30 protein-coding genes are annotated in these 22,978 nt (G+C 66.1%); all 30 read left to right on the top strand.

Features of this window, described 5'->3' with window-relative positions; all coding sequences use genetic code 11:
* Positions 1-9 precede the first annotated feature (9 nt).
* The 30 genes from ACQ6S1_RS08695 (at position 10) to ACQ6S1_RS08840 (ending at position 22,978) form a co-directional block, all read left to right on the top strand.
* A complete protein-coding gene (locus ACQ6S1_RS08695) occupies positions 10-408 on the top strand; it encodes an A1S_2505 family phage non-structural protein (protein WP_445040782.1) in 399 nt (132 codons plus the stop codon).
* A gap of 470 nt (positions 409-878) precedes the next feature.
* Positions 879-1,223: a hypothetical protein gene (locus tag ACQ6S1_RS08700; RefSeq protein WP_445040783.1), complete on the top strand. Its 345-nt coding sequence runs from the start codon at positions 879-881 to the stop codon at positions 1,221-1,223.
* A gap of 105 nt (positions 1,224-1,328) precedes the next feature.
* A complete protein-coding gene (locus ACQ6S1_RS08705) occupies positions 1,329-3,500 on the top strand; it encodes a ParB/RepB/Spo0J family partition protein (RefSeq protein WP_445040784.1) in 2,172 nt (723 codons plus the stop codon).
* A 101-nt stretch (positions 3,501-3,601) separates the two neighbouring features.
* Positions 3,602-4,075, top strand: a complete 474-nt coding sequence (locus ACQ6S1_RS08710) for a UCP036055 family protein (protein WP_445040785.1) — start codon at positions 3,602-3,604, stop codon at positions 4,073-4,075.
* 69 nt (positions 4,076-4,144) lie between these two features.
* Entirely contained in the window at positions 4,145-4,396 is a 252-nt protein-coding gene (locus ACQ6S1_RS08715) for a DUF6117 family protein (protein ID WP_011583129.1), read from the top strand.
* A 93-nt stretch (positions 4,397-4,489) separates the two neighbouring features.
* On the top strand, positions 4,490-4,912 hold the full coding sequence (locus ACQ6S1_RS08720) for an antirestriction protein (RefSeq protein ID WP_445040786.1): 423 nt from the start codon (positions 4,490-4,492) through the stop codon (positions 4,910-4,912).
* A gap of 154 nt (positions 4,913-5,066) precedes the next feature.
* The gene (locus ACQ6S1_RS08725) at positions 5,067-5,624 is read left to right on the top strand and encodes a hypothetical protein (protein WP_445040787.1); all 558 of its coding nucleotides are present in this window, start codon (positions 5,067-5,069) and stop codon (positions 5,622-5,624) included.
* A 65-nt stretch (positions 5,625-5,689) separates the two neighbouring features.
* On the top strand, positions 5,690-6,091 hold the full coding sequence (locus ACQ6S1_RS08730; protein ID WP_445040788.1) for a hypothetical protein: 402 nt from the start codon (positions 5,690-5,692) through the stop codon (positions 6,089-6,091).
* A gap of 9 nt (positions 6,092-6,100) precedes the next feature.
* Positions 6,101-6,295, top strand: a complete 195-nt coding sequence (locus ACQ6S1_RS08735; RefSeq protein ID WP_011583132.1) for a hypothetical protein — start codon at positions 6,101-6,103, stop codon at positions 6,293-6,295.
* Positions 6,296-6,366: 71 nt separating this feature from the next.
* Positions 6,367-6,822, top strand: a complete 456-nt coding sequence (locus ACQ6S1_RS08740; protein ID WP_445040789.1) for a hypothetical protein — start codon at positions 6,367-6,369, stop codon at positions 6,820-6,822.
* A complete protein-coding gene (locus tag ACQ6S1_RS08745; protein WP_445040790.1) occupies positions 6,819-7,016 on the top strand; it encodes a hypothetical protein in 198 nt (65 codons plus the stop codon). Before ACQ6S1_RS08740 ends, ACQ6S1_RS08745 begins: the two co-directional genes overlap by 4 nt.
* 68 nt (positions 7,017-7,084) lie before the next feature.
* Entirely contained in the window at positions 7,085-7,501 is a 417-nt protein-coding gene (locus ACQ6S1_RS08750; protein WP_445040791.1) for a hypothetical protein, read from the top strand.
* A 155-nt stretch (positions 7,502-7,656) separates the two neighbouring features.
* Positions 7,657-12,006: a strawberry notch-like NTP hydrolase domain-containing protein gene (locus ACQ6S1_RS08755; protein WP_445040792.1), complete on the top strand. Its 4,350-nt coding sequence runs from the start codon at positions 7,657-7,659 to the stop codon at positions 12,004-12,006.
* Positions 12,006-13,046, top strand: a complete 1,041-nt coding sequence (locus tag ACQ6S1_RS08760) for a DUF7146 domain-containing protein (RefSeq protein ID WP_445040793.1) — start codon at positions 12,006-12,008, stop codon at positions 13,044-13,046. The genes ACQ6S1_RS08755 and ACQ6S1_RS08760 overlap by 1 nt, the downstream gene beginning before the upstream one ends.
* A gap of 321 nt (positions 13,047-13,367) precedes the next feature.
* Positions 13,368-14,300: a DUF2493 domain-containing protein gene (locus ACQ6S1_RS08765; RefSeq protein ID WP_445040794.1), complete on the top strand. Its 933-nt coding sequence runs from the start codon at positions 13,368-13,370 to the stop codon at positions 14,298-14,300.
* 270 nt (positions 14,301-14,570) lie between these two features.
* Positions 14,571-14,987 (top strand): hypothetical protein, encoded by a 417-nt coding sequence (locus ACQ6S1_RS08770; protein ID WP_445040795.1) that lies wholly within the window; start codon positions 14,571-14,573, stop codon positions 14,985-14,987.
* Positions 14,988-15,657: 670 nt separating this feature from the next.
* Entirely contained in the window at positions 15,658-16,056 is a 399-nt protein-coding gene (locus tag ACQ6S1_RS08775) for a single-stranded DNA-binding protein (protein ID WP_445040796.1), read from the top strand.
* Positions 16,057-16,516: 460 nt separating this feature from the next.
* A complete protein-coding gene (locus ACQ6S1_RS08780) occupies positions 16,517-16,690 on the top strand; it encodes a hypothetical protein (RefSeq protein WP_445040797.1) in 174 nt (57 codons plus the stop codon).
* Between the two features lie 167 nt (positions 16,691-16,857).
* Complete coding sequence (locus ACQ6S1_RS08785; protein WP_445040798.1) at positions 16,858-17,109, top strand: helix-turn-helix domain-containing protein; 252 nt, start codon at positions 16,858-16,860, stop codon at positions 17,107-17,109.
* 111 nt (positions 17,110-17,220) lie between these two features.
* Positions 17,221-17,493 (top strand): DUF2285 domain-containing protein, encoded by a 273-nt coding sequence (locus ACQ6S1_RS08790; RefSeq protein ID WP_445040799.1) that lies wholly within the window; start codon positions 17,221-17,223, stop codon positions 17,491-17,493.
* 110 nt (positions 17,494-17,603) lie between these two features.
* Positions 17,604-17,894 (top strand): transcriptional regulator domain-containing protein, encoded by a 291-nt coding sequence (locus ACQ6S1_RS08795; protein ID WP_445040800.1) that lies wholly within the window; start codon positions 17,604-17,606, stop codon positions 17,892-17,894.
* A complete protein-coding gene (locus tag ACQ6S1_RS08800) occupies positions 17,806-18,375 on the top strand; it encodes a DUF2285 domain-containing protein (RefSeq protein ID WP_445040801.1) in 570 nt (189 codons plus the stop codon). Before ACQ6S1_RS08795 ends, ACQ6S1_RS08800 begins: the two co-directional genes overlap by 89 nt.
* A 51-nt stretch (positions 18,376-18,426) precedes the next feature.
* Positions 18,427-18,762, top strand: coding sequence for a type II toxin-antitoxin system RelE/ParE family toxin (locus ACQ6S1_RS08805; RefSeq protein WP_445040802.1), 336 nt, complete (start codon positions 18,427-18,429; stop codon positions 18,760-18,762).
* Positions 18,762-19,043 (top strand): helix-turn-helix domain-containing protein, encoded by a 282-nt coding sequence (locus ACQ6S1_RS08810; RefSeq protein WP_445040803.1) that lies wholly within the window; start codon positions 18,762-18,764, stop codon positions 19,041-19,043. Before ACQ6S1_RS08805 ends, ACQ6S1_RS08810 begins: the two co-directional genes overlap by 1 nt.
* 259 nt (positions 19,044-19,302) lie before the next feature.
* Positions 19,303-19,584 (top strand): helix-turn-helix transcriptional regulator, encoded by a 282-nt coding sequence (locus ACQ6S1_RS08815; RefSeq protein ID WP_445040804.1) that lies wholly within the window; start codon positions 19,303-19,305, stop codon positions 19,582-19,584.
* Positions 19,574-20,716 (top strand): replication initiator protein A, encoded by a 1,143-nt coding sequence (locus tag ACQ6S1_RS08820; protein WP_445040805.1) that lies wholly within the window; start codon positions 19,574-19,576, stop codon positions 20,714-20,716. Before ACQ6S1_RS08815 ends, ACQ6S1_RS08820 begins: the two co-directional genes overlap by 11 nt.
* On the top strand, positions 20,713-21,216 hold the full coding sequence (locus tag ACQ6S1_RS08825) for a DUF2840 domain-containing protein (RefSeq protein WP_445040806.1): 504 nt from the start codon (positions 20,713-20,715) through the stop codon (positions 21,214-21,216). Before ACQ6S1_RS08820 ends, ACQ6S1_RS08825 begins: the two co-directional genes overlap by 4 nt.
* A gap of 89 nt (positions 21,217-21,305) precedes the next feature.
* On the top strand, positions 21,306-22,043 hold the full coding sequence (locus ACQ6S1_RS08830; protein WP_445041254.1) for a DNA-methyltransferase: 738 nt from the start codon (positions 21,306-21,308) through the stop codon (positions 22,041-22,043).
* The gene (locus tag ACQ6S1_RS08835; RefSeq protein WP_445040807.1) at positions 22,040-22,600 is read left to right on the top strand and encodes a S26 family signal peptidase; all 561 of its coding nucleotides are present in this window, start codon (positions 22,040-22,042) and stop codon (positions 22,598-22,600) included. Before ACQ6S1_RS08830 ends, ACQ6S1_RS08835 begins: the two co-directional genes overlap by 4 nt.
* Positions 22,601-22,636: 36 nt before the next feature.
* Positions 22,637-22,978, top strand: a complete 342-nt coding sequence (locus tag ACQ6S1_RS08840; RefSeq protein WP_445040808.1) for a DUF736 domain-containing protein — start codon at positions 22,637-22,639, stop codon at positions 22,976-22,978.

Below are 22,978 nucleotides of genomic sequence, written 5' to 3' on the forward strand. Positions count from 1 at the left end.
GAGCTTTCCATGTCTGTCCCGATCTCCACCCCACCCGTCTTCGTCTTCGGCTCCAACCTCGCCGGCCGCCACGGCAAGGGCGCGGGGCTGTGGGCGTGCCAGCACCGTGGCGCGATCTACGGCCGCGGCGTCGGTCCGCAGGGCAATTCCTATGCGATCCCGACGAAGGATCGCCATCTGCGCGTCCTCCCGCTTGAGGTGATCCGCGGCTATGTCGCCGACTTCCTCGGCTACGCGCGTCGTCGGCCGGACCTGCGTTTCGAGGTCACGCCGATCGGATGTGGCCTGGCCGGCTATCGCCCGAACCAGATCGCACCGATGTTCGCCGACTCGCCCGAGAACGTGTTCCTGCCGACCACCTTCCGCGCCGTGCTTGCAGCGCCGGCGAAGGCAGTGCGTCATGGCTGACCGCCCGCCTCCGCTCCGCCACAATGGCGGGCCGCCGCTCGACGATCCCACGCCCGACAGGCCGGGCCGCTGCCGCGACTGCCGCCACTGGACGCCGCCGCCGGAAAACCTCGAACGCGACTACGAGTTCTTCCGGCTCGGCCTCTCCCGCCGCCGCGTGAAGCGCCCGACCGGCACTTGCGACCGCGTGCTGCTCGGCAATTCCGAGATACCCGCCTTCGCAGGCACGGCGGGGAACTTCAGTTGCCGCAACTTCGAGGCCGCGCCGCCGAAGCCCGCGCCAAAGGGCGGCGGCTTCGTCACGATCTGGCGCGGCGATCGTATCCCTCTGGCAAGGGCCGGAGGACGAGATACCGCCGCGCTTCCGCGACGGCGACGATGCCTCCGACCCCTGACTGCCTCATTGCTCTTCCCACAACCATCGCCGCGCCCGGCTGGCGGCCCGGCTTCCCATCGACATGGAGATCATCATGATGACCCGCGACGCCCTGAGCGCCGCTCTCGCGCGCATGGAGCAGACCCTCGCCGATGCCCGCCACAACCTCGCCCTCGCCGAACGCGCCGTTCGCGACCGCGCCGAGGCCATGACGATCCAGCAGAGGCCGAAGGCACGCCACTATAACCGCCGCATGAGCCGGTGGACCGGCGCGGACGAGGCCGCGTATCTGTGTGTCCTCGATGATCTGCTCGTTGCGGTCGGGCCGGACCTCGACCGGCTGCGGCGCAGGATCGAGCGACAGGAGGCGGCCATCGTCGCGCTGCGCCGGAAATATGGCGTCAATGAAGAGCGGCCGTGCCAGCGCTTCGGCCGCTGACGCGGTGCCGGCCGCGGAAGGTTAGAGGGAGAGAGGGAATGGGGTTTTCGTGACGGGTTTACGGTCGAGAGAGTGGCTCTCGGCGCCCGTCACGGAGAAACCACCATGGCCCGAGCTGCCAAGAAGAAGCCCGCCCTCGAACTGATCGAGTTCTCGCGGGCGCGCGACATTCCCTTCAACCGCATCCATCTGTCGAACGACAATGTGCGCGAGGTCGACGTCGAAGCTGGCCTCGACGAGCTTACCTTCGACATCGATCGCCGCGAGGATCTGATCCAGGGCATCAACGTCCGCGCTGTCCTCGACGCCGACGGCAACGAGACCGGCGATTTCGAGACACCGGCGGGCGGCCGCCGCTATCGTGCGATCGCACGTCTGGTCGCGGCCGGCCGCTTCCCGGAGGATGGCCTGATCCCCTGCATCGTCAAGAAGGCTAACGCCAAGACCTCCGCCGTCGACGACTCGCTCGCCGAGAACACGTTCCGGCTGGCGCTCCATCCCCTCGACCAGTTCAAGGCGTTCAAGCGCATGGTCGATGGCGGTATGACCCATGAGGAGGTCGCCAGCGCCTACTTCACGACGACGCGCTATGTCGAGCAGCGCCTGGTGCTCGCCAAGGTCTCGCCCAAGCTGCATGAGGTCTATGCCGAAAACGGCATGACGCTCAAGACGCTGGAGGCGTTTACCGCGCACCCGGATCACGAGCGGCAAGAACAAGTATGGGACGCCGTCCGGCAGTCCCACCACAAGGAGCCCTGGCAAATCCGGGAGATGCTCACCGAGACCGAGGTTCCCGCGTCCGACAAACGCGCGGTCTTCGTCGGCCTCGACGCCTACCTGGCAGCGGGCGGGCCGGTCCTGCCACGCTACCTCTTCGACGATGACGAGGAGGGCTGGCTCGAAGACGTGTCGCTCCTCGACCGTCTGGTTGCCGAGAAGCTGAAGGCCGCCGCCGACGAGGTGGCCACCGAGGGCTGGAAGTGGGTCGAAGCCGACCTCGACCTTCCCTATGGCTATGACCACGACCTGCGCGGGATCGTCGGCACGCCCGCTGAAATGTCCGCGAAGGAGCGTCGCCAGCGCGAAAAGCTGCGCGACGAGCAGGAGCGCCTTGAGGCCAAGTATCCTGCCGATCAGGAGCTGCCCGAAGAAATCGATCGGCGCCTTGGCGAGATCGAAAAGCAGCTCGAAGCCTTCGAGCGTCGCCCGACCGTCTTCGATCCGGCCGACATCGCCATCGGCGGCGCCTTCGTCACCGTCGACGAGGACGGCGAGCTTGTCGTCGATCGCGGCTGGGTGCGTCCCGAGGACGAGCCGGTGGAGACCGTCGATGGAGAGGACACCGAAGGCGTCGAGCCGGAGGTCGGCATCGACGGCGATGACGATATGGCGGCCGACGCGCAGCACACCGTCGTCACCGTCAACGGCCAGCCGGTTGAGCCCGACGAGGAAGTGGACGTCATCAAGCCTCTCCCCGAGAAGCTGGTGATCGAGCTGTCCGCGCATCGCACCATCGCGCTGCGCAACGCAGTGGGTAGCAATCCGCACGTCGCCATGACGGCGGTGCTGCACAAGCTGGTTCGTGACACATTCAGGCGGTCCACGCGCGGCGCGAGCGTTCAAGTCTCGGTTCACGAGGTCTATTGCAGCAATCAGGGAACCGACCTCAAGACCACGCCCTACGCCAAGGCCGTGGACGAGCGGCACGCCGCATGGAAGGCCCAGGTCCCGACCGACGACGACGCGCTGTGGGATTGGCTCGACGCTCTTGACGGTGATGGCAGATTGGCGCTGCTCGCCCATTGCGTTTCCCTCGGGATCAACGCGCTTTACGAGAGGCCCAATCCCCTGAGCGCCAGCGGCATCTCCGAAAAGCAGCTCCAGGCTCGCATGGCGGAAACCGATCGCCTCGCCCGCGTGACCGATCTAGACATGGCGGAAGCCGGGTTCCGGCCCACCGTCGCGAACTATTTCGGTCGCGTGACGAAGAAGCGCATCCTCGAAGCCATCGCCGAAGGCGTTGGCGAGAGCACCGCCAATCTTCTCGACCTTCAGAAGAAGGACAAGATGGCGATGGCGTCCGAGGCCGAGGAGCGGCTTGCCAATACCGGCTGGCTCCCGGAACCCCTGCGCCTCTTCAGCGAGGAGCCGGCCGACGAGGCTGCGGCCGACGCGGACGAGCCTGATGTCGCGCTGCCCGACTTCCTCGCCGGCGACGGCGAAGTCGCCGCGACCGAAAGTGACGGCGATCCGGAGGCCCTTGTCGCCGCCGAATGACGCGCACCGACGGGGCGGCACCCGCCGCCCTGTCTCTCTTCCTCTTCCACCACACGGCCCGGCATCCCGCCGGGCCGTTTTCGTTTCAGGAGACACCTTCCATGTCAGCATCCCTCATATTCGACTGCGCGCCACTGGGCTCGCTGGTCACCTATTCGGACGGCGCCCCAAAGCCACCCACCCGCTTCACCAAGAAGCTCGCCGCCTGGGAGCGCCGCAACGGCGTCGGCCGCCTTGTGCGCAAGGAGCCCGGCCGCGAACGGCCGACCTATTCGTCCCCGCCTTGCTTCACGCTGCGCGAGGGCGACTTCAGCGCGGGCGGCATCATCCTGGTCACGGTGATGCACACCTACGGAATCGACAGCGATCTCCAGTTTCGCGTGGTCGAGCGCCCGAAGGTGGGTCAGGTCCGCGTCGTCCAGAATGTCGGCGACAACGTCGAGTTGCTGCACCTCGCCGACAACCGCGAGGCGGCCGAACTCTGGCTGGCGAAATCTGGATATACGCGGGCCCGGCTCGATGAAGTCACGGCCGATGAGGTGGGTGCGGATGCCGTCGAAGGCCGCGCCGCCTGATCACCCGACTTCACATTGACCCGGCCCGCAGTCGCACGACGGCGGGCCATCCTGTTTCAGGAGATCACCATGGCCATTCCCGATCACGCCCGCACCAATTTCAAAACGCTCCTGCGCGCGGCCGGCGACGGCAATCTCGCACTTATGGAGTGCCTCGATGCCGCGACCGGCGAGCATCGCTATGTCATTTGCGCGGTCAGCCGCGCGGACGACGGCGATTTCGTCATGACGCCCTTTGGCCACCTGGCGGACGGCAATCCCTACGACGCCTACCTCCCGCCCGATCCCGACGACCCGAACGGCTTCGTCCCGAGGGTCTGAGAGAAAGAGGGCTGACGGACCGGGGCAGGTTCGGGCGGGCGAAGACAGAGCGCCGTCCGGGCCTGTCCTTCAATCACTCTGGAGACCAGACTCATGACAATCGACCTCACCACCCGCAGGCCCGCGACCATCGTTCCCGACGACCGCCGCGAGAAGTTCCTGCCAGCCCTGTTCGGACTTCAGTTCCTGATCGTCGCCGAAAACACGGTCTATACGATCATGGAGCGCCTCAGCCCCTATGACTATGGCGGCGGCTTCTGGAGTTTCTACGAGCGCGACGGCAAACCGCTGTTCCTCGCACCCGACACCGATCGACGCTTCCGGATCGAAAGCGCGCTGACGGAGTTCCGTGGCGAGGTCTCCGCAGAGGCCGCCGGCATCATCGCCACGCTGTTCGTCTTGTCGCATCTTTCATTCAAGTTCGAGTCGAACCACCTGGCGGCCGGCTACCAGCGCCTCTTTGCCTATTCGGACGGACATCCCGAATCGTCCGCGATCTTCGCGGCCATCGACTGACTGGCACAAAGCGTCCTGCCGCGCGGCAGGACGCTTTTTTCATGCCCGCTGTGCCGCGGTTGCTGACGGCGAGAGTGAGAGAGGGGCCGGTTTGGCCGTGAGGGGTTGGAAGGCGGGAGAGAGGCTTCCGCCGCCCGTCGCAGGAGTTTCTCCAATGAACCGTAACCCCCAGACCACCTTCACGACGATCGGCGATGTTCTCGCGCGCCAGGTGATGCCGGACCTGCATCGCGCCGCAAGGCTCCCGCTCCGCGTCACCTGCATCGGCGTCGCCAGCTATGACGGCTCCGAGGAAGCCGACAGCTTCGACCGCACCGTCGTTATCGGCGAAGGCCCGACGCCCGAGGACGCCATGTGCGTCGCCAGCCAGCGCGTCTCGCGCGGCGACATCCGCATCGGCGCCGACGAGGCGCTGCGCTTTTCGCCCCGCTTCGCCGTCATCCTTGACCGCGAACACGGCCTGGTCTTGGCCGGTGCGATCCGGGCCGGAACCATCGTCTGGCAACAGCCGGTTTTCTCCGACGCCGAGGCACGCCGCGTCGTGACCGACGCCAGCCGGCTGCGCGGCCGCGCCTTCGCCGCCGCCGACCGCGGTGAGCACGTATCGGCCCGCGAGTTTCGCTATTGCGCCGGACTGCACGAGGCCCGGCTGGTCGATCCCATCTGGCGCGAGACCGCCACCGAGCTTCTGCGGCTGCCGCAGGCCGCGTGATCACCCAACCGACGTCCGCCCCTCGGCCCGGCCGCGTTCCGGGCGTTTAACCCACGGAGTTTCCCATGCCGAAATTTGTCGTCAGCGCTGGCCACGACGCCTTCGCCTACTACGAAACCGTCCTCGAGGCCGACACGCCCGAAGAGGCACGAAAGCTCGCCGAGAGCGTCCACTACGATGGCGAATGGTTCGCCACCGGCCATGTGCAGGAGTTCGACGACTACGAGATCGACGAGTATCACGGAGTTCGCCTGCTCGAAGAGGGCGAGACCGTCGAAGCATTCCTGACCATCGACGTCACCGCCCAGGAACGCGACGCCGTGCTGACGGGCCTGCGGCTCCTTCAGCTCGCCGTTGCGCGCGGTGACATCGACCAGGCGCTCAAGAGCATCGTCACGAATGACGACACGCACGCCGGCCTCGATCTCACCCAGATCGACGCCCTGTGCGAGCGCATCAACGTCTAGGAGGCGCGCATGTATGCCACCTATCTGCGCCTCGACATCTTCGTGTGGGACAGCGACCGCACCGTCATCCGCGCCGCGCGCGGCAGGCTCGCCCGAACCGCCCGCTGCGATCCCGCCAAGCGGGATGCACGCAAGCAGTTCTACCGCGACATGCTACGCCACCATGCCGATGCCCAGCGGCTGGCGAGGCATTTCCGTCTCTGACGCTACCGGCGTCGCAATCCCCCAAATCCTGCCCGGCCTCGCGCCGGGCTTTCTCGTTTCAGGAGGCCGTCATGCCCGTTTACACCATCGAGACCACCCGCTTTCTGCCGTCCTACCGGCATCGCACCTATCGCGACGACACGGTTGCGGGAGCTTGCCGTCAGGCCGTCGAGGATAAGGACTGGAGAGGCATGACGCTTGATCGCGAGTGTGCAGGAGAAACCTTCGTCACGGGAATCTGGAAAGGCGCCGAGGCAAGCCGATCCGCCCCGCCGGTTCTCATCCCCTCGCATTTCGAGGAATCCATTCAGCGCAGGGCGAGACAATTCGAGGTCCTGCATGGCCTTCTCAAAATGCTGCTCGATGACGTCAGGGCCGGCCGGCCATCGTCCGACGAATGGATAGAGCGAGCCGCCTCCGCCGTGGCGCGCGGCGACGCGATCTTGGCGGATGCGCGCGACCCGGAAGAGCCCACGGACGATGGTGGAACGGCGGACGACGTCTCTCCATCAGGAGAAGGGCCATGATGCGCGCCATCTATTCCGATCTCCCCGTCACGGTGCTGGACACCGAACGCGTCGTTCTCCGCGCGGCGGTGAAGCGTTTGCCTGCCTGGGTGCGGCGCGATCCATGCCGCCGGCTCCTTCGCCGGAAGTTCTACCGAGAGATGCTGCGATGCCACGCCCAGGCGCAGCGCGGCGTCAGCCTGACCCTGCACTGACCCCGATCCCGTCTTCCCACAAACCGCCCCGGCCCTCGCGCCGGGGCTTCTCGTTTCAGGAAACCGACATGGCCGAATTCTTTACCCATTTCTCTTGCGTGCTCGATGTAGGCACTCCCGACAACGCCGCTCGCGCTCTCGACCTCTACAACGCACTCTCGGCGGAAAATGCCGCCGAAGATCCACCATCGGACGGGTTTGTCCTTTCGATCCAGCCCGAGCATGGCGGAACCACGCTCTGGATGCGCGATGACGTCACCGGCGATCCCGAGCATGTCATCCAGTTCGTCAAGCGCTGCGCCGCCGAGTTTGGCCTCAAGGGGTTGTGGGGCTTCCAATACGCCAACACCTGTTCGCGGCCGCGCATCAATGCTTTCGGAGGGGGCCTGCACGTCCTTGATCTCGCCACGGGCAAAACCGTCGATTGGCTTTACACCGATGGTTGGCTTGCCACCGTGCTGGACGGAGGCAACCCCTATGACTGAGGCAAGCGCCCAGCCTTCCGGCGGGGCGCTGTTGTCACGCCAACCAGTTCACCGTCTGAGAGGGAGAGGAAGGCCGGGGAAGGGTTTGAACCTGTGCGGTCGAGAGAGAGCGCCATGCGGGTTCTATCCCGTTCCGCTCTCCCGAGGTTCCCACCATGACCATGACTTCCGCATCCGCGGCGGCATCCGCCACCGCGTCGCTCTCGCTCGCCGCCGAAACCGATGTTGCCGCCTGCGTGTTCGACGCGGCCGGCCTGCTGCTTCCCCATCTCGAACGCGGCCAACGTGTAGATGCCGCCACGTTGCGCGCCGCGATGGAGTCCGCCTTCGGCGCCTCCGACGCGACCGGCGCATGGACCTGGAAATCCGCATACGAGGCGTGCGAGGCGGCGACCGTCCTGTTCATCCGGAGATACGGGAAGGCGCTGTTGCGTAAAGCCGGCTCCCCGGCCGACAGCCTGCCGCTGTTGGTCAGGATCGCCGGGCTGCTGCCGACGCATACCCGCCGCTCCGAGGAAGCGCAGACCTTCCAGCAGTTCTCAACCCCGATCCCGCTCGGCCTGGCCGCAGTGACCGCCGCCGCCATCACCCCGACCGACCGTGTGCTCGAACCCTCAGCGGGGACCGGCCTCCTCGCCATTCTGGCCGAGATCGCCGGTGGCGCGCTCGTTCTCAACGAGCTGGCCGAGATGCGCGCCGGGCTGCTCTCCTCCCTCTTTCCGGCCCTGACCATCACCCGCTTCGACGCGGCCCAGATCGACGATCATCTCGATCCGGCCATGGTTCCGTCCGTCGTGCTCATGAATCCGCCATTTTCCGTGATGGCGAATGTCGAAGGCCGCATGGCCGAAGCCACGTTTCGCCATATCGCCTCGGCGCTCGCGCGCCTTGCGCCCGGCGGCCGGCTGGTGACGATCACCGGCGCCAGCTTCGCGCCAGACAATCCGGCCTGGACCTCGGCCTTCACCCGTCTGCAGGAACGCGGTCGCGTCGTCTTCACATCGGCGATCGACGGGTCCGTTTATGCCAAGCACGGCACGACGATCGACACACGGCTCACGATCATCGACAGGCTGCCGGCCGACGATCCGGCGATCTTCCCTGGCGTTCCAGGCGTGGCGCAAGACGTCGCCACACTGATGGGATGGATCGCCGAACAGGTTCCGCCCCGGCTCGCGGTCGAATTGCCCTTCCTGTCTGCCGCGTCGCCGGCCGCGTCCGCGCCCCGCACCGTGCGCGGCTATCTCAACCGGACCGCGCGGATCGCGCGCCCTGTTCCGCCCGCCACGCCGGAGGCGGCACCCCTCCATTACGAAACCCATGATTGGCAGGCCGCCGAGGGCGGCCACATCGGCGACGCGATCTACGAGGACTACGGCCTTCAGGTCCTCCGCATTCCCGGCGCCCAGGCCCATCCGACCAAGCTCGTCCAGTCCGCGGCCATGGCGAGCGTCGCGCCGCCAAAGCCGAGCTATCGGCCGCATCTGCCAAAGAACGTCCACATGCTCCTATCGGACGCGCAGCTTGAGACCGTCATTTATGCGGGCGAGGCCCACTCGGACCACATCCCCGGCGCCTGGACGGTGGACGACACGCTCGACGTTGTCTCGGCCGCGCCGGAGGACGCCGTGGACGCCCTCCTGTTCCGCCAAGGATTCATGATCGGCGATGGCACCGGCGTCGGGAAGGGCCGGGAATCTGCCGCCATCATCCTCGACAACTGGATGCAGGGCCGGCGCAAGGCGGTCTGGATCTCGAAGTCCGACAAGCTGCTGGAGGATGCCCAGCGCGATTGGGGGGCGCTCGGAATGGAGCGTCTGCTGATCTTTCCGCTATCGCGATTCCCGCAGGGCCAGCCGATCACGCTCGATGAGGGTGTCCTTTTTCTGACCTATGCCACGCTGCGCTCCGACGCGCGCGGAGAGAGGGTTTCCAGGGTCGAGCAGATCGTCCAATGGTTGGGTCCGAAGTTTGACGGAGTGATCATTTTCGACGAGGCGCATGCGATGGCCAACGCGGCCGGCGGCAAGGGCGAACGCGGAGACGTCGCCCCGTCCCAGCAGGGTCGGGCCGGCCTTCGTCTGCAACATGCGCTGCCCCAGGCTCGTATCGTCTATGTGTCGGCCACCGGCGCGACCACGGTGCATAATCTCGCCTATGCCCAGCGTCTTGGCCTCTGGGGCGGCGAGGATTTCCCGTTCGGGACACGCGCCGAGTTTGTCGAGGCGATCGAGGGCGGTGGCGTCGCGGCCATGGAAGTTCTCGCGCGAGACCTACGCGCGCTCGGCCTCTACACCGCCCGTTCGCTCTCGTTCGCCGGCGTCGAATACGAGCTGGTCGAACACGAACTGACGTCCGAGCAGACCCGCATCTACGACGCCTATGCCGGGGCGTTCGCCATCATCCATAACAATCTGGATGCAGCGATGGAGGCGTCGAATATCACCGGCTCGTCCGGCACCCTGAACCGGCAGGCGAAGTCGGCGGCGCGCAGCGCCTTCGAATCCGCCAAGCAGAGGTTTTTCGGCCATCTGCTCACGTCGATGAAAACCCCGACGTTGATCCGCTCGATCGCCCGCGATCTGGAGGAAGGCCACGCAGCCGTCATCCAGATCGTTTCCACCGGCGAGGCACTGATGGAACGCCGGCTGGCGGAATTGCCCACCGAGGAATGGAACGACGTCCGCGTCGACATTACCCCAAGGGAATATGTGCTCGACTATCTTGCCCATTCCTTCCCGGTGCAGCTCTACGAGCCGTTCACCGATTCCGAGGGCAACCTGTCGTCGCGGCCCGTATCGCGCGCGGGCCAGCCAGTCGAGTGCCGCCAGGCGGTGGCCCGGCGCGACGGGCTTATCGCCAAGCTCGCCAGCCTGCCGCCAGTCCCCGGCGCGCTCGACCAGCTCGTCCAGCATTTCGGCACCGACACCGTGGCCGAAGTCACGGGCCGGTCCCGGCGTATCGTCCGCAAGGTCGGCCACGGCGTCACCGTCGATCGGTTGGTGGTCGAGAACCGAGCGGCCTCGGCCAACCTCGCCGAGACCCAGGCGTTCATGGACGACGCCAAACGGGCGCTGGTGTTCAGCGACGCGGGCGGCACCGGCCGGTCCTACCATGCCGAACTGTCGGCGAAGAACACGCGACTGCGCGTCCACTATCTGCTCGAAGCCGGCTGGCGGGCCGACACCGCCATTCAGGGGCTCGGCCGGACGCATCGCACCAACCAGAAGCAACCGCCGCTGTTCCGGCCGATCTCGACCAATGTGAAGGCGGAGAGGCGCTTTCTCAGCACCATTGCGCGGCGGCTCGACACGCTGGGCGCGATCACGCGCGGCCAGCGCCAGACCGGCGGCCAAGGGCTGTTCCGGCCCGAGGACAATCTTGAATCGCACTATGCGCGGGATGCCTTGCGCCAGCTCTATCTCCTGCTCGTGCGCGGCAAGGTCGAAGGCTGCTCGCTCGAACGCTTCGAGGCCGCCACCGGCCTGAAACTGATGGACGAGAACGGCATCAAGGATGAACTTCCGCCGATCACAACGTTTCTCAACCGTCTGCTGGCCCTGACGATCGAGCTTCAGGGCATCCTCTTTGCGGTGTTCGAGCAGCTCCTGACAGCCCGCATCGAGGGCGCCATCGCTTCCGGCACCTACGACGCCGGGCTCGAAACGCTGCGCGCGGAGAGCTTCGTCGTCACCGATCGGCAGACGATCTACACCCATCCCCGGACTGGCGCCGAAACCCGTCTGCTGACGATCACGGAGCGGAGGCGCAACTGGCCGGTGACGCTCGAGGCCGCCCTGGCCGAGCTGGCCGACCCGCGCGCGAAGCTCCTCGTCAACGAGCAATCGAGCCGCGCGGCCGTGCAGGTTCCGACCACCAGCGTCATGCTCGACGATGGCGAGATCGAGCGGCGCGTCCGGCTGATCCGGCCGATGGAAAAACAGAACATTCCCACCCGTCTCCTGGGCGAGACCCGTTGGGTCGAAGCCGAGCGCGACGTCTTCGCCTCGACCTGGAACGCCGAGGTCGCGGAGGTGCCGGAGTTCTACGACGGCACCCTGCACATGGTGACGGGCCTACTGCTGCCGATCTGGAAGCGGCTGCCGAACGAGTCCACCCGCGTCTATCGGCTCCAGACCGACGCTGGCGAGCGCGTCATCGGCCGGCGCGTATCGCCGGCCTGGGTCGCGCAGGCCACCGCGACCGGGACGACGGCGCTCACGCCCGATGACGCCTTCACGGCGCTCATGGACGGTCGCACAGTACTCGATCTCACAGAGGGCCTTCAGCTTCGCCGCGTCCGCGTCATGGGCGCACACCGAATCGAGCTGTCGGGCTTTACCGACACGATGCGCGAGCGGCTGACGGCCTACGGGCTTTTTCACGAGATCATCTCGTGGAAGCTCAGGATGTTCGTGCCGACCGATGCGTCCGGCGTCGCGGTGCTCGGCCGTATCCTCGACCGCTGGTCGGTCGAGCGCATCGGCGAGCGGGAGGCGGCGTAATGTCCCGGCACGACGCCTCGGAGCTGGCAATCCGTCTCGGCCGGAGGGCCGAGGCGGTCTGCCGCCAATATCTCTCCAACGGTCGCCGCGAGGGCCACTACTGGCTGGTCGGCGACATCAACAACACGCCCGGCCGCTCAATGTATGTGCGCCTCACCGGCCCGGACAGCGGCAGGGGCGCAGCCGGGAACTGGACCGACGCAGCCGTTCCCGACGCCTATGGCGATCTGCTCGATGTGATCGGCGCGTCGATCGGACGGTCCGACTTCCGCGCCATCGCAGCCGAAGCCCGCCGCTTTCTGGCGCTGCCAGACCCCGATCCGCCGGATGGGATTGATCTCCATCGGAAGCCGGCACCGCCACGATCGCGCGAAGCCGCGCGCCGGCTGGTTGCCATCTCGCAGCCCATCCGCGGGACAATTGCGGAAATCTATCTGCGCAATCGCGGCATCACGGCGCTGCACGATCTCGGAAGCCTGCACTTCCATCCCGGCTGCTACTACCGATCCAGAGGGTCTCGCGTCACCCAGGCGTTGCCGGCGATGATCGCCTCCGTCACCGACCTCGCCGACGTGGTGACCGGAGCGCATCGCACCTGGCTCGCCACGGACGGCGCTGGAAAGGCGGCTGTCGAAACACCACGCCGGGCGATGGGCGACCTTCTCGGCAACGGTGTCCGGTTCGGACGGTCGGGCGCGGTGATGGCGGCCGGCGAAGGCATTGAGACGGTGCTGTCGGTCCGCTCGGGCCTGCCCCAGATGCCGATGATCGCCGCGCTATCTGCGGCACACCTCGCGGCCATCCAGTTCCCGCCGGGACTGCGCCGGCTCTATGTCGTCCGTGATCGAGACCCGGCCGGAAACCGCGCGCGGGACAAGTTGATCGCCACTGCTACGGCGGCTGGGATCGATGCGGTCGGGCTCGCACCTCGCGGAGGCGACTTCAACAACGATCTGCGCGATGACGGCCTCGGTGCTCTCATTGCGTTGCTGAAGGACCAGCTCCACCCCGACGATGCAGGCCGCTTCCTCAGCAGTTGAGCCATTGTGATCGAGCCCCGGCGATCAGACCGGCGCGATGTCGTGGGGTCATGCAGACCCCTTGTCCGTGTGCGGAGAGGCCGGCGACCTTGGCCTTCTGAGAGGGCGAGCGGCCCACAAACTGGCCGGACAGGCAATGGCCGCGTCCGGCTAATTTCCGCCGGCGGGGACGAGCCCCGCCTTTGCAGCGCGAAGCAAATTAGCCGGACCCGGCCATCGAGGCCCCCGCGAAAGCGCGGGGACTGCCAGACCGTCCCGCCCGTGGGCTTTCGTCGCCATGAAGGCCGCGGCGGTCGCGGCTACCTCACAAGGAGCACCGGGATGACCCAACACGACGACGATTTCGAGCCGGTCCACACCTCGTCCCCAACCGATCACGTCCTCAACGAGTTGCAGCTCTACGGCTACCGCCCATTCGAGGATGAACCCGATCCTCGCCCGCTGCCCGAGGGCAACATGGTGGCAGGCGCCATCGCCGACATCTTCGACGCCCTGGTTGCCACGCTCGGCGATACCCGCCTTGAACCCGATCTCGACGAGTTGCTCTGGGGAACGGTCAACCTGTTCCACCGCGCAGCCGGCCGAATCGAACGCGAGCTTGACGACAACGAACTTGCCCAGCGCCGGCTTCAGCGGGAGCAGGACGGCTCGGAAGTGAAATCCACCGAGCTGGAGCGCCTGACGGCAGAGGGCCAGACCCTGATCGAGCGGCGCAACGCCTTCGAGCTGATGCGCGACCAGGCCAGTGATCACTTCGAGCGCCAGACCGGCACGCCGTGGCGGCCGCGCACCGGCTCGCTGGTCAACCATCGCAACCTGACGGCGGCGGTGATCGACAGCCGCGACTTCCTGGCTGCCCGGCGCCGCGCCGAGAACGAGGTGATGCTACCCTCCGGTCCGGTAGTTGCGGTCTCGGGCGGCACCGACTTCAACGACCACCACTTCATCTGGGCGAAGCTCGACCAGGCCCTTGAGAAGCGGCCCAACATGGTGCTGATGCACGGAGGCTCCGATCGCGGCGCCGAGAAGATCGCCGCCCGCTGGGCAGATGACCGCAAGGTCAAGCAGATCCCGCTGAAGCCGGACTTCAAGAAGTATCCGGCGAAGCAAGCGCCCTACAAGCGCAACGACGCGATGCTCGAAATCCTCCCGGTCGGCGTCCTCGTCTTTGGCACCGGCGGGATTCAGGGCAATATCTACGACAAGGCCCGCAAGCTAGGCATTCCGGCCCGGATGTATGAAGGTGGCGCGTGAGCGCCACCTTCCTCCCGTCGACGGACACCGGCTTGCCGACGATCCGAGAGCGTCCACGTGTCGGCGCGGCAATGCCCCCCAAGCCCACCGTCACGGCTCCTGTAGCGACCGCAAGCAGCGAGGCGCAAGCCGCCGCATCCTCTCGGAGAGCATCCCGGTGCCGCCGATGACGAGGCTCGCAGCTTCGCCGTTCATCGCCGTGCGCCGCAAATAAACACCTTGCCCGCGATAGTGTTTCGGGCGATTCTACCGTCTAGCAAGGAGGCCGCCATGTCACTCATCCTGCTTGCGATCACCGCCGCGATCGTGGTGTGCGTCATCGCATATTACTTCGCCATCTACGCCCTTCCGTTCATGGTCGGGCTAACGGCATTCCAGTGGGTCTATGCCACGGAGGCGGGCGTCCTCATGTCGGGACTCGCGGCGCTCGGTGCTGCGCTGGCGTCCGTCGCCCTCGTGATCGCGGTCGTCGGCATTGCCAGGAACCCGGCGGTTCGGCTTTTCGCGCTCGCTGTCTTCGCAATCCCCGCGTTCATCGCCGGCTATGCTCTGATCTACGGCATTTTGAAGAACGCCACAGATTCCGCAATCCTCCTCAACTCGGTTGGCATCACCGCCGGCGTCATTGTCGGCATCGCCGCGATCGTGAATCTTAACGCGCTCGGTGAGGCCGCGTTGTCGCGGTAGGTGCTTGCCGCCCGATTCGACTAAAGCCGGGACGGATGACCACCGAGTGCATCGGCATCGGACTGTCGCTTGAGGATCGGCTTGAGATCGGTGCCGACCGCCTAGTTCCCCACAGCGGCCGACGAAAACTCACCATCGGCCGATACCTCGGCGGGGTCCATCTCAACGCCTATGGAATCCACGTTCGATCGTCGCTTTCACCGGATCACTCAGCTTCATGCACTTCGCACGTCGTCGTTCATGTGCGACGTCGAGCCGCGACGGGCGCCAAACACTGTCTCCTGTCCGAGCCACCCCGCCCGTGGACGGTTCCGTCTCCGAACCGGAATGCGGCTGAGAAAGGAAGGTCGACGGCGCATCTGGTTTTGACGTTAGATGCGGTCTCGATACCAAGTCTTTGCCGAAGAGGACGGTGTTTCGGCACTTCGCCCCGTTTGGGTTCTGCGGAAGGACATATCCCTCCTCCTCGATGAATCCCTAAGTCCGTTCGGCCGCCGCCCGCAACCCCCACGCCTTTCCGACCGTGTTGGCGCTGAAGCGCCTGCCCGCACCACTCGGGGCGTGAGGGCAAGCCGCCGACGAGTCGGCGATTGCAAACGGCTTCCGCCGGCCTTGGCCGGGTTCACGTCGGAGGGACGGTCCCTCCGGCGAGAGCAAACGGAGACATGAAATGACCAACATCGTTATCCTCAACGGCAATCTCGGCGCCGATCCCGAAATCCGCAACACCGGCAACGGCAACCGCGTCGCCAACTTCTCTCTCGCCACCTCGCGCCCGCGCTACGCTGACGGCAACATCGTCCGGGACGAGAACGGCCGCGCCGTGCAGGACACCGAATGGCACCGGGTCGCCGCCTTCAACGGCCAGGCCAAGTCCGCCGAGAAGTGCGTGAAGGGCATGAAGGTGCTGGTGATCGGACGCAACAAGACCTCGAAGTGGACGGATAAGGAAGGCGTCACGCGCTACACCACCGAGGTCATCGCCGAGAAGATCGAGTTTCAGGCTTGGCCGAAGCGCTCGAACGATGGCGGCGGCGCCAACGATCCCGACGACGAAATCCCCTTCTGAGGCGTCCGATCAAGCCCCCGGCGGCGAGAGCCGCCGGGGCTTTAGTCATGTTCACCGGCCGGCAGGACGCTGCGGCGAACCCTGTCGTTTCCCATCGCGCCGCGCCGCCTCGCATCCCGCCGTCGTCGCGCTGCCGCGGACGCCTGCTTCCGCCGCGCTCTTATCCTTCCTTCGACACCCATCACGTCCATTCGGCTTTCCCGCGCAAGAGGAGACTCCGGGGCAGAACGCCGGGGCTTCGGGGGCGCGGCATTTGCTCCCTGAATCCGGACGATCCTCCCGCTTCATAGCGCATTCCGTCCACCGGAACGCGGACCTGACGTTCAACCCGTAAAGGGTCGGCTACGCCGTTGGCGTGCCGCCTCGTGCGGCTGCGCCTTCCGAGGTGATCGCGGCCGCAACCCGGAAGTCCGGCGCCTGTCGCGGGGATGCTCCCCGCATCAAGACAGGAGCAAAGACAATGCCACTCTCCCGCAACCTCGCCTTCGAACGCGCCTGGAGCCTCGCCATCTCGCTCATGGTGAGCATCGTCGTCTTCCAAGCCGGAGACGGCAGTTTCGGCGTCATGCCCGAATCCGAATACGACGGCGACGATGGCGCAGTCATTCACACATTCGACCCGCATGCGGCGTGACAGGCCGGGCCGCCGCCGGTGCTCGAATCACCGGCGAGCGGCGCTCTCCACCGACGCACCTTCTAGCGGCCGACGCCTCTGAGAATGCTTGATGTCTACCGCGAAAAACGACTATAATAGCCGTATTTCTGGCGCCTACGCCCCAAGTTGTGGCGGTGATCTGTGGCATGATCACTGCCCGACAGGTTCGGGCCGCGCGGGCGTTGCTTGATTGGACACAAGAAGCGCTAGCAGAAGAGGCCCTCGTATCGCTGACCGCCCTCAAACGCCTCGAAGACAGGCGCGACCTGAAAGTCCACGAGTCGACGCGAGTTCAAGTTCAGCGCGCGCTCGAAAAGGCCGGCGTCGTATTCATCGCGACCGAAGGCGGGCGCGGTGTCATGCTGGTTCAAAGGCCGAACGCTACGATCACGTCCTGACTGCCTCGCGCACGCACATTCTCCACGGCCGAGGATTCCCGCTACCCATCGCGGGCAAGCTGAAATAATGATTGCCTGCGCGGCGGCCTTGACGAAATCGTGTTGAGACGGATGTTGACCGTGACTCGCTCCGCCTTCCTCGAAGAACCGCCCCTGAGTGACGAACTCACCGAATACGACCGGGCACATTTCAAGCTCTACATGCGTCTGCTGCACGCCGAAGCCAGCGGTTCCGATTGGGAGGAGGCGGTCGAAATCCTATTCGGGATCGACCCTTGCGAGGAGCCTGAGCGCGCCTTGCGTGTCCACACCGCCCATCTTGCTCGCGCCCGCTGGACGAGCGAGCACTTCTACCGCGAGATGGTTCGGCAAAGTCGTCACTGAACAAGCATTGCGCGACACCCGACACCTGTTGCGCCACCGCTGGCTTCACAGAAACGCGTTGCCTCGGAATCAATCAACATTCGGATGTGTAGATTTCGGGGAGGACACCGATGGTTCCCGATACATCCCATTGGCGAGACGAGGCCGCCTACGATTACCTCGATCATGTGCCGGCCGCCGGGTTCGCTTGGGAATGGTTGCGTCGCAACGCACACTACCAGCACGACTACGAAACGCTCCTGCGCGAAGCGCCGGACAGGACCGAGCTTGAGGAGGTTATCCAGCGCCGCTGGGGGTTGCGATTTCCCGGCGATGCCGTCCCATACATGGGTGGATCAACTCGTCCTCTGGTCGGCGGAGAGTCACAGCGGCGTGCTGCCGCTCGTCGCGGTTCCTCGTGAGCTTCCTGTCGGCGAAGGTTCGGCATCGCTCGATCTCGGCCGCGCGATCGTAGCCTCCGACGGCCTGCATCTGCGCTATCGAGATGCCGGCGCTGACGTCCAACTCCTTGTCCTTGACGGGACTTCGCCCGGCGCGCCACTGGCCGCGCTCGTGCTGCTCGACGCCGACGCGTTCGACCGCCTTCAGGAGATCGAGCGGTTCTGGCGCGCCCTTCTCGGTCGCCCCGTTCCGGTTGACCGGCGCCTGACCATGCAGCAGCGCCGCAAGCTGCGCCTGATGCTTCAGGCCGTCGACGGCCGCGCGCAGCAGGCCAGCTTGCGGGAGATAGCCGAGGTGCTGTTTGGTCCCTCCCGCACGGCTGAGCACCCGTGGAAAACCTCACCCTGGCGAGGCCGCGTCAACCGGCTCGTTCGGGACGGACGGGCCATGATCGCGGGCGGCTATCGGCGGCTCCTCCACCAGCGGCGTCGTCATGCCTGACCGCGATGCGCCATCTTGCCAATCCATACAAAATTTTGTATAGGAGATGAGATGCCTGAGCCGAAGCCTGTCGAGTTCCGGGGTAGCGCCCTCGACGATCTGCGCGCATTTCCCACCTCGGCGAGGCGTGAGGCCGGTCACCAACTGGATCAGGTGCAGAGCGGCCGCCAGCCCGACGACTGGAAGCCGATGCCCACCATCGGGCAGGGCGTTCAGGAGATCAGAATACGCGATGCGTCCGGCGCGTTCCGCGTCATCTACGTCGCGAAGTTCGCCGATGCTGTCTACGTGCTGCATTGCTTCCAGAAGAAGACGCAGCGCACCGCAAAGACCGATCTCGATCTGGCCACACGGCGGTATCGGGACTTGATGAAGGAGTTGGGCTGATGAGCAAGAACCGCTTCAAGAACGTGTGGGACGCCATCGAAGACACGCCCGCCGCGGCCGAGAACATGAAGCTCCGCTCGGCGCTGATGATGGCCCTGAAGGACCATATCGACCGCACCGGCATGAGCCAGTCCGACGCGGCCAAGGTATTCGGTGTCACACAGCCGCGCGTGTCTGATCTCGTGCGCGGCAAGATCGACTTGTTCGCGTTGGACACGCTTGTCAACATGGCGGCCTCCGCTGGCCTCCATGTCGAGCTGCGCATCCGCGAAGTCGCCTGACCCGACCGCGCTGGCAGCGTCCCATCGACGCACGATTTCCCACCTTCCTCCTCACAGTCTGCAAACCTTGTTTGCGTGATCTCACGCCATAGACGCGGGCGGGCATCGGCCCACCGCGCTTAGCTCAATGGCGTCGATGGGTGTTCGAATTAGGCACCCCCTAACTGCGTCCTCCCCCCTCGCGTCCTTCCTTCGCCACCGTGGCCTCCATCCGCCGCCAATCGGCAGCGGCTCCTGACGAACCCACGGAGGCCCGATTATGTCCACCAAAATAGCGGCATTGCCGCCGCGCTTTCTGCGCACCAAGGAAGCGGCCGAGTTTCTCGGGCTGTCGCCCCGCACACTGGAAAAGCATCGCACTTACGGCACCGGCCCCGCTTATCGCAAGCTCGGCGGCCGCGTCGTCTACGCCGTCGACGACCTGGAAGCCTGGGCCGATCGCGGTGCCGTCACCTCGACGTCCGATCCGCGCGGCACCGTCCTGCCGGCCAAGCGCCACGATCCCCAGCCACCGGCCCATTCCGGCCGCTATGCGCGCTGAGGCAACCGTGCCGCGCCGTCGCTTTGCCGCATCTGAACGCTCCACCCTCGACCCCTTCGTGGTCGCGACGGGTGCCGCCGTGCCGCGCGACCAGCGCGACCTCATGGAGCGCCCGTTCTTCTCTCTCGCGAAGTCCCGCCGCACCCGTCCGATCCTCTACGAGTCGGGCGAGATCCGCGTCGAGGTCTATGCCGTGGCGGAGCACGGCATGGCCACCATATGGGATGCGGACGTGCTGATCTGGGCCGCCAGCCAGATCGTCGAGGCGCAGAACCACGGCCTTTCGACATCACGGTTCCTGCGCTTTACACCCTACCATCTGCTCACCGCCATCGGCCGCGAGACCGGAGCCAGCGACTACCGCCTGCTCAAAGCAGCGCTCACCCGACTGCAATCGACGGCCGTGCGCACGACCATCCGGCACGGAGAGCATTGGCGGCGGCATCAGTTCTCCTGGGTGAACGAATGGGAAGAGCTGACGACGCACTCCGGCCGCGTCGAAGGCATGGAGTTCGTCCTGCCCGACTGGTTCTATCGCGGCGTCGTCGACCGCTCGCTGGTGCTGGCGATCGACCCCGCTTACTTCCGGCTCAAGGGCGGCATCGAACGCTGGCTCTACCGCGTCGCGCGCAAGCATGCAGGCCACCAGCCGCATGGCTGGCTGTTCGACGTTCCGCACCTTCACGAGAAGTCCGGCAGCCTCGCGCGTGTCTCTGATTTCGCCATCGACATCCGCCGCATAGCGGCCCGCCAGCCGCTGCCAGGATACCGCCTGCGCGTCGAACGCGACGGCCGCCGAGAGATGTTGCGCTTTCTCCCTGCCGGAGATTCCCGCGGGCCTGTGGATGGTCCTGTGGAAACCATCGGGAGATCAGGCGCACGCACTATCGGGAGATCAGGCGCAATCCTATCGGGAGATCAGGCGCACAAACCCCAGCTAAGCCTCTGGCCGGAAAGTGCGATTCCGGGCCTTAACAGAGAATCTAACAGAGATTCTAACTTTCTTCTGGGCCCGGAAGATGGGGAAAACCCGGTCGTTGGCCCCGGCAACGGCACGGCCGACGCTCCCGGGACGCACAACGCCGAAGCCGTCACGCTTCCTCTCGATCTCGACGCGGGAGGCGACCGATGAGGCCTCCCGCCGACGTGCGCGGTGCCTACAAGGCTGCACCGCACCTCACCCATGTCGAGCTGACCTGGCGCGAAGGCCGTGTCGAGCACTGGCTTCGCTTCGGACATCCGGCCGCGGAGCAGCGCATTGACCGATTTCGCCGCATCGTCAGCTTCACGCCGGATAGCGTCATCGCTTTCGTCCGGTGGGCCTCTAACGGCTATGGAACAGTCGTCTCCCGCATCGACATTGCCCGAGCGGTGCGCCCCGGCGAAGCCTATCAGACGCTCCCCTTCGTGCGGCGAGGCGGCGAGCTGCTGCTGTCGATCAAAGGCTGGCCCAAGGTCGAAAAGGTGTTGCTCGCCATCGACGCCGTTGAGGCCCTCGGCCTCGATCCGGCCGAGGCCGCTCCCGACCATTGGCGGCATGTTCACAGTCGCCTGACGGTCGGCCAGGAGCCGCGTGCCTACACCCCCGAACGGCACCGGCTCTGGCTCTTGCGGCGGGAGATTACGCCATGATCCCGCGCCGCCCGGATCGTCCCGACCTCCAGTCAACGCAGCGGCAGGATCATGCGGCGGTGCTCCTCACCGGAGACTGTCGTGACCTCATGCCCGCGCGAGGGCCGTTCGACATGATCCTCGCGGACCCGCCCTACGGAGAAACCTCGCTTGGCTGGGACCGCCGCGTCGCGGGATGGCTGCCGCTCGCACGCGCCGCACTCCGACACAGCGGCTCGCTATGGGTTTTCGGTTCGCTGCGGTCGTTCATGGCGACCGCCGACCTGTTCGCCGATGCCGGATTCCGTCTCGCTCAGGAGATCGTCTGGGAAAAGCAGAACGGCACCAGCTTCCACGCTGACCGCATCAAGCGCGTTCACGAACTCGCCGTCCAATTCTACCCGGCCGAGTCCGCTTGGCGCGACATCTACAATGACGTGCAGACGACGGCCGATGCGACGGCGCGCACCGTGCGCCGGAAACAACGCCCGCCGCACACCGGCCAGATCGGCGCCGGCCACTATGTCAGCCATGACGGCGGGCCGCGCATCATGCGGTCGGTCATCTTCGTCCGCAACGCCCACGGTCGGGCCATCCATCCGACCGAAAAGCCGTCCGCGCTTCTGGAGATCCTGATCCGCACGAGCTGCCCGCCGGGCGGTCTGGTCGGCGACTGGTTCGCAGGCTCGGGCGCGGCCGGTGAAGCCTGCCGGCTCGCCGGCCGCCGCTATCTCGGCTGCGAGATCGACGCCGACATGGCCGAGCGCGCCCGCGCGCGCATCGCCGCCGTCCTCCCGCTCGGTGGAATCGGCCCGCGGCCCGCTTCAGACGCGGAGCATGAGCGATGACGAGACGCCGCATCACTCTCCTTTCCATGCTCGCCGGAGCAGCCCTGGTCGCTGCGCCCGTATGGACCGGGCACGGCCCCCGCTTCATCTGGAACGCCTCGGCCAGCGTTCCGATCGGGCTTTACGCCATCGAGCCGATTGGCCGGATCGACGTCGCCGATCTCGTTGCGGTGATGCCCCCCGCGCCGCTCGCCGAGTTCCTCAACGAGCGCGGCTATCTCGCCCGCAACGTCCCGCTCATCAAGCGCGTCCTCGCCCTCTCGGGCACGATCGTCTGCCGGCGCGGCACGACGATACTCGCCTATGACCATGCCTATGGGGACGCCCGCGAACGTGATGCGCTGGGCCGCCCTCTGCCGTCCTGGCAAGGCTGCCGGCAGCTCGGCGAAGACGAGGTGTTCCTGATGAACTGGGACGCCGCCGACAGCTTCGACGGCCGATATTTCGGTCCGCTTCCCACCAGCTCGATCACCGCCCGCGTAATCCCCGTCTGGACTGACGAGGCCGGCGACGGCCGCTTCCGATGGCGTTCTGCCGACCCGGCTCTGGAACCGTGATCCCTTCCGCAACCGCCACCGCAAAGGAGCATTCTCATGGCGATCATCGCAAAATTCGTCCGCAACGAGGAGGGCTTTTCCGGCAGCCTCAAGACCCTGACACTCGACCGGGAACTCCTCATGCTGCCAGTCGAGAACCCGAATCCGGACAGCGACACGGACTATCCAGACTACCGCATCTGGCTGGCCAGCAAGCACGGTCCCTTCGGCGCGGCATGGAAGCGCGCGGGCGAGCAGGCCGGAACCGGGTTCAACATCCTGCTCGAAGATCCGATGTTCGGGCCACCCATCCGGGGGCATATGTTCCAGACCGACGAGCAAGGCCAAACCTGGTCGGTGCGCTGGTTCCCCCCGAAAAAGCAACCCAGGCAGGACTGA

The sequence above is a fragment of the Terrihabitans aquatilis genome (assembly GCF_052542005.1).

What these genes read in the sequence shown, in the direction of transcription:
- ACQ6S1_RS08695 (WP_445040782.1), top strand. Translation starts at nt 10, where the DNA reads ATGTCTGTCCCGATCTCCACCCCACCCGTCTTCGTCTTCGGCTCCAAC.
- ACQ6S1_RS08700 (WP_445040783.1), top strand. Translation starts at nt 879, where the DNA reads ATGATGACCCGCGACGCCCTGAGCGCCGCTCTCGCGCGCATGGAGCAG.
- ACQ6S1_RS08705 (WP_445040784.1), top strand. Translation starts at nt 1,329, where the DNA reads ATGGCCCGAGCTGCCAAGAAGAAGCCCGCCCTCGAACTGATCGAGTTC.
- ACQ6S1_RS08710 (WP_445040785.1), top strand. Translation starts at nt 3,602, where the DNA reads ATGTCAGCATCCCTCATATTCGACTGCGCGCCACTGGGCTCGCTGGTC.
- ACQ6S1_RS08715 (WP_011583129.1), top strand. Translation starts at nt 4,145, where the DNA reads ATGGCCATTCCCGATCACGCCCGCACCAATTTCAAAACGCTCCTGCGC.
- ACQ6S1_RS08720 (WP_445040786.1), top strand. Translation starts at nt 4,490, where the DNA reads ATGACAATCGACCTCACCACCCGCAGGCCCGCGACCATCGTTCCCGAC.
- ACQ6S1_RS08725 (WP_445040787.1), top strand. Translation starts at nt 5,067, where the DNA reads ATGAACCGTAACCCCCAGACCACCTTCACGACGATCGGCGATGTTCTC.
- ACQ6S1_RS08730 (WP_445040788.1), top strand. Translation starts at nt 5,690, where the DNA reads ATGCCGAAATTTGTCGTCAGCGCTGGCCACGACGCCTTCGCCTACTAC.
- ACQ6S1_RS08735 (WP_011583132.1), top strand. Translation starts at nt 6,101, where the DNA reads ATGTATGCCACCTATCTGCGCCTCGACATCTTCGTGTGGGACAGCGAC.
- ACQ6S1_RS08740 (WP_445040789.1), top strand. Translation starts at nt 6,367, where the DNA reads ATGCCCGTTTACACCATCGAGACCACCCGCTTTCTGCCGTCCTACCGG.
- ACQ6S1_RS08745 (WP_445040790.1), top strand. Translation starts at nt 6,819, where the DNA reads ATGATGCGCGCCATCTATTCCGATCTCCCCGTCACGGTGCTGGACACC.
- ACQ6S1_RS08750 (WP_445040791.1), top strand. Translation starts at nt 7,085, where the DNA reads ATGGCCGAATTCTTTACCCATTTCTCTTGCGTGCTCGATGTAGGCACT.
- ACQ6S1_RS08755 (WP_445040792.1), top strand. Translation starts at nt 7,657, where the DNA reads ATGACCATGACTTCCGCATCCGCGGCGGCATCCGCCACCGCGTCGCTC.
- ACQ6S1_RS08760 (WP_445040793.1), top strand. Translation starts at nt 12,006, where the DNA reads ATGTCCCGGCACGACGCCTCGGAGCTGGCAATCCGTCTCGGCCGGAGG.
- ACQ6S1_RS08765 (WP_445040794.1), top strand. Translation starts at nt 13,368, where the DNA reads ATGACCCAACACGACGACGATTTCGAGCCGGTCCACACCTCGTCCCCA.
- ACQ6S1_RS08770 (WP_445040795.1), top strand. Translation starts at nt 14,571, where the DNA reads ATGTCACTCATCCTGCTTGCGATCACCGCCGCGATCGTGGTGTGCGTC.
- ACQ6S1_RS08775 (WP_445040796.1), top strand. Translation starts at nt 15,658, where the DNA reads ATGACCAACATCGTTATCCTCAACGGCAATCTCGGCGCCGATCCCGAA.
- ACQ6S1_RS08780 (WP_445040797.1), top strand. Translation starts at nt 16,517, where the DNA reads ATGCCACTCTCCCGCAACCTCGCCTTCGAACGCGCCTGGAGCCTCGCC.
- ACQ6S1_RS08785 (WP_445040798.1), top strand. Translation starts at nt 16,858, where the DNA reads ATGATCACTGCCCGACAGGTTCGGGCCGCGCGGGCGTTGCTTGATTGG.
- ACQ6S1_RS08790 (WP_445040799.1), top strand. Translation starts at nt 17,221, where the DNA reads ATGTTGACCGTGACTCGCTCCGCCTTCCTCGAAGAACCGCCCCTGAGT.
- ACQ6S1_RS08795 (WP_445040800.1), top strand. Translation starts at nt 17,604, where the DNA reads ATGGTTCCCGATACATCCCATTGGCGAGACGAGGCCGCCTACGATTAC.
- ACQ6S1_RS08800 (WP_445040801.1), top strand. Translation starts at nt 17,806, where the DNA reads ATGCCGTCCCATACATGGGTGGATCAACTCGTCCTCTGGTCGGCGGAG.
- ACQ6S1_RS08805 (WP_445040802.1), top strand. Translation starts at nt 18,427, where the DNA reads ATGCCTGAGCCGAAGCCTGTCGAGTTCCGGGGTAGCGCCCTCGACGAT.
- ACQ6S1_RS08810 (WP_445040803.1), top strand. Translation starts at nt 18,762, where the DNA reads ATGAGCAAGAACCGCTTCAAGAACGTGTGGGACGCCATCGAAGACACG.
- ACQ6S1_RS08815 (WP_445040804.1), top strand. Translation starts at nt 19,303, where the DNA reads ATGTCCACCAAAATAGCGGCATTGCCGCCGCGCTTTCTGCGCACCAAG.
- ACQ6S1_RS08820 (WP_445040805.1), top strand. Translation starts at nt 19,574, where the DNA reads ATGCGCGCTGAGGCAACCGTGCCGCGCCGTCGCTTTGCCGCATCTGAA.
- ACQ6S1_RS08825 (WP_445040806.1), top strand. Translation starts at nt 20,713, where the DNA reads ATGAGGCCTCCCGCCGACGTGCGCGGTGCCTACAAGGCTGCACCGCAC.
- ACQ6S1_RS08830 (WP_445041254.1), top strand. Translation starts at nt 21,306, where the DNA reads ATGCCCGCGCGAGGGCCGTTCGACATGATCCTCGCGGACCCGCCCTAC.
- ACQ6S1_RS08835 (WP_445040807.1), top strand. Translation starts at nt 22,040, where the DNA reads ATGACGAGACGCCGCATCACTCTCCTTTCCATGCTCGCCGGAGCAGCC.
- ACQ6S1_RS08840 (WP_445040808.1), top strand. Translation starts at nt 22,637, where the DNA reads ATGGCGATCATCGCAAAATTCGTCCGCAACGAGGAGGGCTTTTCCGGC.